At 70.9% G+C, this 2523-nt stretch carries 3 protein-coding genes and 1 pseudogene; all 4 read right to left on the reverse strand.

The window, feature by feature from the left end:
* Positions 1-76 precede the first annotated feature (76 nt).
* On the reverse strand, positions 77-616 hold the full coding sequence (locus tag Q0116_RS09850; protein ID WP_297887479.1) for a CBS domain-containing protein: 540 nt from the start codon (positions 614-616) through the stop codon (positions 77-79).
* Positions 617-723: 107 nt separating this feature from the next.
* Positions 724-1095, reverse strand: coding sequence for a DUF555 domain-containing protein (locus Q0116_RS09855; RefSeq protein ID WP_006113355.1), 372 nt, complete (start codon positions 1093-1095; stop codon positions 724-726).
* A gap of 95 nt (positions 1096-1190) precedes the next feature.
* A complete protein-coding gene (locus Q0116_RS09860; RefSeq protein WP_297887489.1) occupies positions 1191-2189 on the reverse strand; it encodes an isocitrate/isopropylmalate family dehydrogenase in 999 nt (332 codons plus the stop codon).
* A 5-nt stretch (positions 2190-2194) separates the two neighbouring features.
* Positions 2195-2523: pseudogene (locus Q0116_RS09865) on the reverse strand (3-isopropylmalate dehydratase small subunit); the annotation flags it as partial.

Consider the following 2523-nt stretch of genomic DNA (forward strand, 5'->3'; position numbering starts at 1 on the left):
GACGGCGCAGGCTGTACGGAGATCTGGGAGCGGCTCTCGGAGCGGAGAGAGGAGTGAGCGACGGTCCGCGGCCCGGTCAGGACAGCTGCGCCGCGATGTCGGCCTCGGTGATGATCCCGACCGTCTCGCCGCCGTCGGTGACCATCACGGCCTTGTAGTGGTCGAGGAGGTTGCGGACCTCGTCGACGGTCGCCGACGGCGCGACCGTCGGGAACGACTCGCTCATCACCTCGCTGACCGGGTGATCGCCGACGTTCTCGCCGGCGTGGACGACGTCGCCCTGGCTGATCGAGCCGACGGGCACGCCGTTCTGGAGGACGGGGAGCTGCGAGTACGCCTCCGCCTCCATCAGCTCCACGGCCCCGCTGACGGCGTCGTCGGGCGCGACGCTGATCACGGTCTCGTTCATCAGGTCGGTCGCGCGCACGACCTCGCCCTCCGCCTGCTGGAGGGCGTTGACGATGCGGCGCAGCGTCGAGAGCCGCGGGTCGACGTCGCCGCCCTCGATCCGCGCGATCAGCGGCTGGGAGACGTCGGCGGCGTCGGCGAGCTCGCTCTGGGTCAGGTCCAGCGCGGTCCGTCGCTCGCGGAGGTCCTGTGGCGTCGGCAGTTCCATACCGCCTAATTACCCGAGGTTATTAGAAAAGCTTTCGGCACCGTTCGGGCTCGCAGGCCGCGGACCGTGCGCGGGTCGTCCCCGCGGCTCGTCGCGTCGCGGCCGGGTTACCGCTCCGGCTCCTCGTCCTCGTCGGCGTCGGTCTCGAAGACGTCGATCACTTCGAGGGGGACGTCGCGGAGCGCGCCGCCGACCTCGCTCTTCGCGATCCGCTCGGCGTGCTCCTCGCTGTCGGCGTTGAACACGTCGATCTCCAAGAGGAGCCCCACGAGGGCCGTGTTCGCCGCGAGGAACGCGGCGTCGAACGGCTCGCCGCAGGCCGGACAGCCGGTGACGCCGGGCTCGACCTCGACGTACTGCTTGTCCGTCTCGTTGAGTCGCTTGCCGGCTTCGCTGACCGCGACGCCGATGGCGTCGTCGGTCTCCTCGACGTCACGGACCAACCAGGCGGCTTCCATCGCGACTTCGTAGTTGCTCATACGCGGTCGGAGGGGACGCAGGGTTTCTTGTCTTGTGGTTTGGCCGTGGGAGAAAACTGACCGCCTCGGGGTCGCACACGGCGTCGAGACGCGCCCTACAGTCGGTCGACGATCGCCGCGGTGACCTCGTCGGTCGTCGCCGAGCCGCCGAGGTCGCCGGTGCGCGGCCCGTCGGAGAGGACGCCCTCGACCGCGTCGCGGACCCGCTGCCCCTCGTCGACGTGACCGAGGTACTCGAGCAGCATGGCCGCCGAGAGGACGGCCGCGGTCGGGTTCGCGACCCCCTCGCCGGCGATGTCCGGCGCGGTGCCGTGGACCGGCTCGAACAGGCCGTTGTCGTGGCCGACGTTCGCCGACGGGAGCAGGCCGAGGCCGCCGACGAGCCCGGCCGCCAGGTCGGAGAGCACGTCGCCCGCGAGGTTCGGGCAGACGACGACGCCGTACTGGCCGGGGTCGAGCGGGAGCTTCGTCGCGAACGCGTCCATCAGCTCCTCGTCCGCGTCGACGCCGCGCTCGTCGGCGACCGCCGCGACCTCGTCGCGGAACCGGCCGTCGGTCTCGCGCATCACGTTCGCCTTGTGGGCGATCGTGAACCCCTCGTCCGGGTTCCCGGCGGGCCCGCGGCCCTCCTCGACGAAGTCGCAGGCGTACTCGGCCAGCTCGCGCGAGGCCGACGAGGTGACGACGCGCGTCAGCGTCGAGAGGCCCTCGCTGAGCCGGTCCTCGTGGCCCGAGTAGACGCCCTCGGTGTTCTCGCGGAGGAACACCACGTCCGTCTCCGGCCGCAGCGCGTCGACGCTCGGGAACGCCTTCGCGGGCCGGACGTTGACGAACGAGTCCACCGCCTCGCGCAGCGGGAGGATCACGTCGGCGGCCGTCTCGCCCGCCGCGCCGAACAGCGTCGCGTCCGCGTCGGCGACCAGGTCGTACGTCTCGTCGGGGAGCGCCTCGCCGGTCGCGTCCCTCGTGGCGTCGCCGGCCTCCGCGGCGACGAACTCGAAGTCGACGTCGAGCGACTCCAGCACGTCGACGGCGGCCGGCACGACCTCGCGGCCGATGCCGTCGCCCTCGATGACGACTATCTCGTCGGTCATCCGACTCAGTCGTCCCCTTCGACGTACGGCAGGTCGGCGACCGTCTCGTCGACCTTGCTCCGGTTCGAGTACATCAGCGCGGTCGTGTCCCAGATCCCCTCCACGAGGGCCTCGCGCATCGCGTCGTCGACGTCGACGTCGATGACGGTGTCCCCGTAGGTGACCGTCTCGTGCTCCACGTCGATGTCGATGTGCCCGTCGGGGTTCGCCTCGATCCACTCCTGTAGTTCCACCACGGTCTCGTGGTCTGCGGTGACCGCGGGGATGCCGAGCGACTTACAGTTGTCGCGGAAGATCTCGGCGTAGGACTCGCCGACGACGCCGTCGACGCCCC

Origin of the sequence: uncultured Halorubrum sp. (assembly GCF_937146585.1) — an archaeon.
GTDB classification, from domain to species: Archaea; Halobacteriota; Halobacteria; order Halobacteriales; family Haloferacaceae; genus Halorubrum; species Halorubrum miltondacostae.

Bases quoted from the DNA above. Each gene is read 5' to 3' on its own strand.
- Q0116_RS09850 (WP_297887479.1), bottom strand. From the start codon at position 616: ATGGAACTGCCGACGCCACAGGACCTCCGCGAGCGACGGACCGCGCTG.
- Q0116_RS09855 (WP_006113355.1), bottom strand. From the start codon at position 1,095: ATGAGCAACTACGAAGTCGCGATGGAAGCCGCCTGGTTGGTCCGTGAC.
- Q0116_RS09860 (WP_297887489.1), bottom strand. From the start codon at position 2,189: ATGACCGACGAGATAGTCGTCATCGAGGGCGACGGCATCGGCCGCGAG.